This is a genomic window from Kitasatospora sp. NPDC041988, assembly GCF_055588525.1.
The window spans coordinates 59,151-65,453 of sequence record NZ_JBVJCO010000013.1; the positions used below are offsets into that span (position 1 = coordinate 59,151).

8 protein-coding genes are annotated in these 6,303 nt (G+C 73.1%); all 8 read left to right on the top strand.

All coding sequences use genetic code 11. The annotated features are described in order from the left end of the window. Positions 1-111: 111 nt before the first annotated feature. The 8 genes from ACZ6NC_RS15550 to ACZ6NC_RS15585 all read left to right on the top strand — a co-directional run bounded on the left by ACZ6NC_RS15550 (position 112) and on the right by ACZ6NC_RS15585 (position 6,184). Positions 112-2,358 carry a hypothetical protein gene (locus ACZ6NC_RS15550; RefSeq protein ID WP_465732872.1) on the top strand — a complete coding sequence of 749 codons (2,247 nt, stop codon included), beginning with the start codon at positions 112-114 and terminating at the stop codon, positions 2,356-2,358. A gap of 247 nt (positions 2,359-2,605) precedes the next feature. Beyond that, complete coding sequence (locus ACZ6NC_RS15555) at positions 2,606-2,794, top strand: hypothetical protein (protein ID WP_465732874.1); 189 nt, start codon at positions 2,606-2,608, stop codon at positions 2,792-2,794. Between the two features lie 11 nt (positions 2,795-2,805). Further along, entirely contained in the window at positions 2,806-3,018 is a 213-nt protein-coding gene (locus tag ACZ6NC_RS15560; protein ID WP_465732876.1) for a hypothetical protein, read from the top strand. Then, positions 3,015-3,281 (top strand): hypothetical protein, encoded by a 267-nt coding sequence (locus tag ACZ6NC_RS15565; RefSeq protein WP_465732878.1) that lies wholly within the window; start codon positions 3,015-3,017, stop codon positions 3,279-3,281. Before ACZ6NC_RS15560 ends, ACZ6NC_RS15565 begins: the two co-directional genes overlap by 4 nt. A gap of 10 nt (positions 3,282-3,291) precedes the next feature. Further along, positions 3,292-3,483 (top strand): hypothetical protein, encoded by a 192-nt coding sequence (locus ACZ6NC_RS15570; RefSeq protein WP_465732880.1) that lies wholly within the window; start codon positions 3,292-3,294, stop codon positions 3,481-3,483. Beyond that, on the top strand, positions 3,480-4,349 hold the full coding sequence (locus ACZ6NC_RS15575; RefSeq protein ID WP_465732882.1) for a bifunctional DNA primase/polymerase: 870 nt from the start codon (positions 3,480-3,482) through the stop codon (positions 4,347-4,349). Before ACZ6NC_RS15570 ends, ACZ6NC_RS15575 begins: the two co-directional genes overlap by 4 nt. 89 nt (positions 4,350-4,438) lie before the next feature. Further along, complete coding sequence (locus ACZ6NC_RS15580) at positions 4,439-5,704, top strand: DUF3631 domain-containing protein (protein WP_465732884.1); 1,266 nt, start codon at positions 4,439-4,441, stop codon at positions 5,702-5,704. A gap of 135 nt (positions 5,705-5,839) precedes the next feature. Continuing rightward, a complete protein-coding gene (locus ACZ6NC_RS15585) occupies positions 5,840-6,184 on the top strand; it encodes a helix-turn-helix domain-containing protein (protein ID WP_465732886.1) in 345 nt (114 codons plus the stop codon). Positions 6,185-6,303 lie beyond the last annotated feature (119 nt).

Consider the following 6,303-nt stretch of genomic DNA (forward strand, 5'->3'; position numbering starts at 1 on the left):
TCCATCCATTCTGGAGGATGTTCCGCCCCCCCCCCCCCCCCCCCCCCCCCCTGGTCCCTCCCCCCCCCCTCCCCCCCCCCCCCCCGGCCCACACCCGGAGACGAGATCCGCATGACCGACCGCCTGAACCTCACCAACCTGCCCCCCGACCCCACCACGCCACCCGCAGCCCAGCCTCAGCCGGAGAAGCCCGCCAAGGCGCCCCGCCCGTCCCGGGCGAAGAAGGGGGTGCCGCTGGACTGGTCCGCCCCGCACGGCCCGGCCACCGGCGCCTTGTCCGCCGCGACCGGCGCCGGCGCCCTGGCCCTGCTGGGAGCTGCCACCGGCATGCCCGAGGCCCTGCCGCTGGCCGTCGGCGCCGCGGGCGCGATCGGGCACGGCATCGGCTGGAGCGTGCGCCGCCGACTCACCGCCATGTCCGTGACCACCCGCTCCGCGTCCTGGCTCCTCGCCGGGGGCTGGACCACCTGGGCCATCCACACCGGCCCCCTCTCGTGGGCCGCCGCCGGCACCCTCGCCGGCCTCGGCGTCGGGATCGGCGCGATGGCCTCGACCGCCACCGTCCACGAAGAGGCCGCCGAGGAGGAGCGCCTCGCCCTCACCCCGCAGGCCGCGAAGGCCGCCGACGCCCTCGACCACCGCCGCCGCGCGATCGCCCGTGACTGGGAAGACCGCATCCGGCGCGTCGTCGGGGTGCAGGCCCGCGTGTTCGCCGTCGAGTTCTGGAAGACCGGCGGCGGCTACTCCCTCGCCGCCGAACTGCCCGGCGGAACGGCGACGTGGGACCAGATCGCCGGCCGGGCCCGAGCCATGGCCGGCGACGCCCGGCTGCCGCTGGGCTGCGTCATCGCCGTCGAGGAGGGCGACATTCAGGGCCGGGTGGTGCTGGACATCCCGACCGTCAACGGCATGGCCGACAGCCAGCCCTACCCCCCGGACTACTCGCCACTGTCCATCCTGACCGGCGTCCCGTGGGGCATGCTGCCCAACCTCGACCCCGTGCAGGTCTACCTGCGGGAGGCGTGCGCGCTACTGCTCGGCCCGCCCGGCTCCGGCAAGTCCACCCTGGTCGACGGCGTCCTCACCGGGTTCGTCCGCTGCACCGACGTGCTGGTCTTCGTCATCGACCTGAAGGCGGGCGCGGTCGGCATCCCGTGGATGCGCCCGTGGTTGGAGGCCACCGGCCGCAAGGCGCCGAAGGCCGGCACCGCCCCGGCCCCGGCCGGCACCCGGCCGGGTGTGGACTGGATCGCCTCCACCCCGGAAGAGGCCCTGCGCATGATGCAGGCGGTGCTGCGGATCAACGCCGCCCGCCAGCAGCACTACCAGGACCTCCTTGACGAGCAGGACACGACACTGCTGCCCGTCTCCGCGTCCCTGCCGCAGATCATGGTGGTCGTGGACGAGGGCGCCGAGCTGCTGTCCATCCAGCCCACCGCGCCGAAGGTCCTCAAGGACCTGCGCGAGGCCGTCCGCAAGGCCATGCGCACCACCCGCGCCATGGGCGAGCGGTTCGTCCTGACCGCCGTCGACGGCAACGTGAGCGCGCTCGGCGACACCGAGGTCCGCAAGTTCTCCCCTGTCGGGGTCGCCCTCACCTCCGGTGAGAGTGCCGGGAACAACCTCGCCAAGATGTTCCCGCGGGCGAAGGTCGACACCCGCCAGCTCAACGCCAAGGGCAGCGGCGTGATCGGCGCCGCCGGCGCCGACGGATTCGCCCCCACCCCGTTCAAGACCTGGAAGACCAGCCCGAGTCAGGTCCGGGAGGCCGTCCTCGCCACCAACCACCTCCGGCCCACCCTCGACAAGATCTCGGCCGACGCCGCCGGCGAGGACTACGCCCGCCGCTGGGACGACGACCGCGCCGGCTGGCTCTGGACCAAGACCCCCACGACCGCAGCAGACGAGCGGGACGTCGACACCCGGCCGGACCCCGTTCGGGGACTCGACCTGTCCTCGCTCCGGGGCGGCCCGGACCGCACACCCACCGGGGACCGCCTCGTGAAGCCCCCGCGCACCGGCGCCCTCAACCTCTCCGCCAACCGCGGCACGGCGCCCCCGGCGGCCGTCGCCGACGACGAGAACGACGGCGTATACGAACCCGTCACCGACCCCGCCCCCGGGCTTCTCGTCCGCGCGCACACCGCCATTGCCGCCGCCGGCGGCCGCATGTTCGTCGCCGACCTCGCCACCGCACTCGGCGTCGACGCCCAGACCCTCGGCGCCGACCTCAACACCCTGATGCGCGAAGTCGGAGTCGAACGGCCCGGCGCCGGCACCGTCCGCATCGACGGCGCCACCCGCTCCGGGTTCTACGCCCACACCCTCGCCGACGCCCTCAACCGCTACCGCCAGTAGCCGAACCAGCCCCACACAGGGCCACACGGCAAGGGTCACACAGCCCCACACGCCGGCGTGTGCCCCACACGGGCGTGTGTGGCCCCCTGACCTGCCCGTGTGGCCCGTGTGGGCCACACAGAAAGCCCCACACAAACCCCCGGCATGGGCCCGCACCCGGCCCCAGGGTCACACGCTCCGCCCGGCGTGTGCCCCACACGCCTGCTTGACGCTCCGTCACCGATCCGAACGGGAAAGGACCGCCGTCATGGCCGTCACGATCAGCGTCACCATCCTGCTCGCCGTCATCGCCGCCCTCCTCCTCAAGGGTCGCCGCGTCGGCCCCGGCACCGCCGCGATCCTGTGGCTGTCCGGGTTCACCACCGCCTCCACCGGCCTCGCCGACCCGGTGAACACCTTCCTCGCCGCGATCGCCGGCATCGTCACCGGCCACTGACCGAGACCGCGATGACCACTCCCGCCGCGATCCGCCCCCTCGCCGCCGTCCACCTCCGCGAGGCCCTCACCGCCGCCGCCAACGGCCAGGCCCCCGCCGCCTTCGCCGCCCTCATGCACATCGACCCCGACTCGTGGGCGGCGATCGAGCAGCGCGCCGCCCTGCTCGGCACCACCGTCACCGACCTCCTCGCCCACGCCGCCCGCACCGGAGGAACCCCGTGAGCACCACCACCGACCTCGCCACCGCCGCGATCCTGCTCGGCCCCGGCCTGCTCGGCGCCGCCGCCGTCCTCGCCAGCCAGCGCGGCGCCCACACCGACTCCGCCGTCGTACAGCAGGTCCTCGCCGAATCCGCCGCCGAACGCGCCAACCGGCCCGCCGACCTGGGCCGTCCGCCGGACGGCGGCGAAGGTGCCCCCGCCCCGGCCGCCGAGACCCCCATCCGGCTCGCCGCCGTCATCCCGTTCCCCACACGCGCCGCCTAGGAGCGGTGCTGTGGCGACCGTCCTGGACTGGCGCGACGCCTCCCACTTCGACCGCACCGGCGCCAAGCCCTGCCGCTGGTGCGGCCGACCCACCCTGCTGCGCGACGAACAGCGCAGGCCCGCCCACAAGGTGTGCGCCGAGCAGCACGCAGCCCAACCACCCACTGCTGCTTCTGACCACCACTTCGGGAGACCGGCGTGAGTCATCCGGCTGTACTTCGCCTCGCCCTCGAACTGGCCCGCACCGGGCTGCCCGTCGTACCGCTGCGGGCCGGCAAGCTCCCCGTCGGGAACTGCCCCGCCTGCACGGGCAACGCCTGCGGCGGCCGGCCGAATATGAAAGACCCCGGCCCCTGCGTCTGCCCGGCCCCGTGCCACGGGTGGGCCGCCGCCACCACCGACCCCGCCGTCCTGACCAGCCACGCGTGGGCACCGGCGTGGCGGGAGGCCGCGACCGTGGCCTACCACCCGGCCGGGGCCGGGCTGACCGTCCTCGACCTCGACACCCCCGAGGCCGTCGCCTGGGCCCGGGACACCCTGCCCACCACAGTGACCGTGCCCACCACCCGCGGGGAACACTGGATCTACCGGGGCGTCATGCGATCAGCCAACTCCGTACTGCCGGGCGTCGACATCAAGTCGGCCATGGCCTACGCACGCTGGCTCGGCCCCGGAACCGGCACCATCACCCCACTGCCCTCGGCCGTCCGCGCACTCGTTGCGAAGGAAGAGGCCACCCCGCCCCGCCCCGCCGCCGGGGTGGCCTCTTCACCCCGCTGGAGCCAGAGCGCGCGCAACGGCTGCCGCCACACCGAGCGCTACCTCAACACCGGGCTGGAACGTGGCCTCGCCAAGATCCACGCCCACCGCAAGAGCGGCGCCGGGTCCCAGGCGTTCGGTGTCGCCCGCTTTCTCGCCGCACAGCACGCCCGCTGCCCCGGCCGCTGCGACCTCGACACGATCGCCCGGCAGCTCATCGCCGCCGCCGTCGCTGTCGGCGTCCCGCACGACTACGCGCAGCGCGCCGTCACCCGCGGCCTCGAAGCCGCTGGCACCCACCTGACCTGACTCACCCAAGCACGCCGAAGCGGCCGCCCCATCTCGCAAAGACCGGCGGCCGCTCCCGTCCAGCTCCTCACAGAACCGGAGAGGCCAGCATGACCGATCCCACCCCGCCCGTCACCACCAAGGCCGAGGACGGCGCGGCCCTGCTCGACGAGGTCGAGCACCACCACCGCCGTTTCAATGCCTTCCCCAGCGAGGCCGCCTACGTCGCCGTGGTGCTGTGGGACGCGCACGCCCACCTCATCGACTGCTTTGCGACCACCCCGCGCCTGGCGTTCCTCTCCCCGGAACCCCAGAGCGGCAAGACCCGCGCCCTGGAGATCATCCAGACCCTCACGCCCCGCCCGCTGGTCACCAACGACATCAGCGCCAGCGCTCTGTTCCGCTCCATCTCCGGTGACACCGACGGTCTCCCTACGATCCTGTTCGACGAGGTCGATACCGTCTTCGGCCCCAAGGCCGCCGGGAACGAGGACCTGCGCGGCCTCATCAACTCCGGCTACCGCCGCACCGGAGGCGTCTGGCGGAGCGTCCGCGAGGGCGACACCCACAAGGTCGTGAAGTTCCCGGTCTACTCCGCCCTCGCCCTTGGTGGACTCGGCGACCTTCCCGACACGATCATGGGTCGCTCCATCGTCATTCGGATGCGCCGCCGGGCCCCCAATGAGAAGGTCGAGCCCTTCCGTGAGCGCATCCACGAGCCCGAGGGTCACGCACTGCGGGACCGCCTCGCCGCCTGGGCTGACTCCGTGCGAGACCAGGTCGACGGGGCGTGGCCGGAGATGCCCGACGGCGTCACCGACCGCCCCGCAGACGTCTGGGAGCCCCTGCTCGCCATCGCCGACGCCGCCGGCGGCCACTGGCCCGAGCGCGCCCGTGCCGCCTGCACCCACCTGGTCAAGACCGCTCAGGCCGACGACACCGGGTCCATCGGCATCCGACTGCTCACCGACCTGCGGACCATCTTCGACGGGGCCGAGCGCATGCTCACCAGCGCGCTCGTCGAGCGACTCAACGACCTGGACGACGCCCCGTGGGCCGACCTCGACGGCCGACCGTTCACCGCCCGCGCCCTCTCCCAGATGCTTCGCGAGTACGTCACCGCCGCCGGGAAGCCCATCCGCCCCCGCAACATCAAGACCGCACCCAAGACCGTCCTCAAGGGCTACTACGCCGAGGACCTCGCCGACGCCTGGCTGCGGTACTGCCCGCCTACCCCTGAGGAATCCGCTACCGCCGCTACCTCCGCTACCGCGCAGGTCAGGGCCCTCTTCCCGGTAGCGGATGAGGTAGCGGTAGCGGCTACCGACCCGGACCCCGCCACCGAAAGCACGGCCAACCTCACCGCCGCCCGCTAGCGCTCCTATCCGCTACCGCTACCACATCCGCTACCACCACACCCCCTCTGACCAGCGCGGTAGCGGGGTAGCGGCGGTAGCGGCACCCAGAGGAATGAGGGGCGAAGGCCCCGTCGATGGTCAGGAGGGTTGATCTTGCCCCAGACACAGAACGCACTGCCGATCCTGTACCGCCCGGCAGACATTGCTAGGGCCCTCGACATGTCCGAGTGGTGGGTGAAGGAGCAAGCCCGTCGGGGCCGCATCCCTTTCACCAAGCCTGGCCGGTCCTACCGCTTCACGGCCGAGCAGTTCGCCGAGATCCTTCGGCTCTATGAGACCCGACCAGTCCTGGCTCCGCTGCCGAAGCCCGTGGGCGTCACCGAGCAGGTCTCGAAGAAGCCGACCCGGCGGACCCCGCAGCCGGTCGAAGCCCCGATGCGGCTCCGTGCGCGGGTACCGCGCCGAGCCGCGCTCCACCAGCAGCCCGATGCTGCCTGATCACACCACTGCGTGTCGCCCGGTGCCTTCCCCGGGCGACAAGCCCCTTTCCGGGGAAAAAAGTTGGGGCCCGCCCAAAAACCCCGCCGCTACTTGTGCGGCCAGTGCAAAGCCGCGCC

Excerpts from the sequence above, each read along its gene's own strand:
- ACZ6NC_RS15550 (WP_465732872.1), top strand. The coding sequence starts at position 112 with ATGACCGACCGCCTGAACCTCACCAACCTGCCCCCCGACCCCACCACG.
- ACZ6NC_RS15555 (WP_465732874.1), top strand. The coding sequence starts at position 2,606 with ATGGCCGTCACGATCAGCGTCACCATCCTGCTCGCCGTCATCGCCGCC.
- ACZ6NC_RS15560 (WP_465732876.1), top strand. The coding sequence starts at position 2,806 with ATGACCACTCCCGCCGCGATCCGCCCCCTCGCCGCCGTCCACCTCCGC.
- ACZ6NC_RS15580 (WP_465732884.1), top strand. The coding sequence starts at position 4,439 with ATGACCGATCCCACCCCGCCCGTCACCACCAAGGCCGAGGACGGCGCG.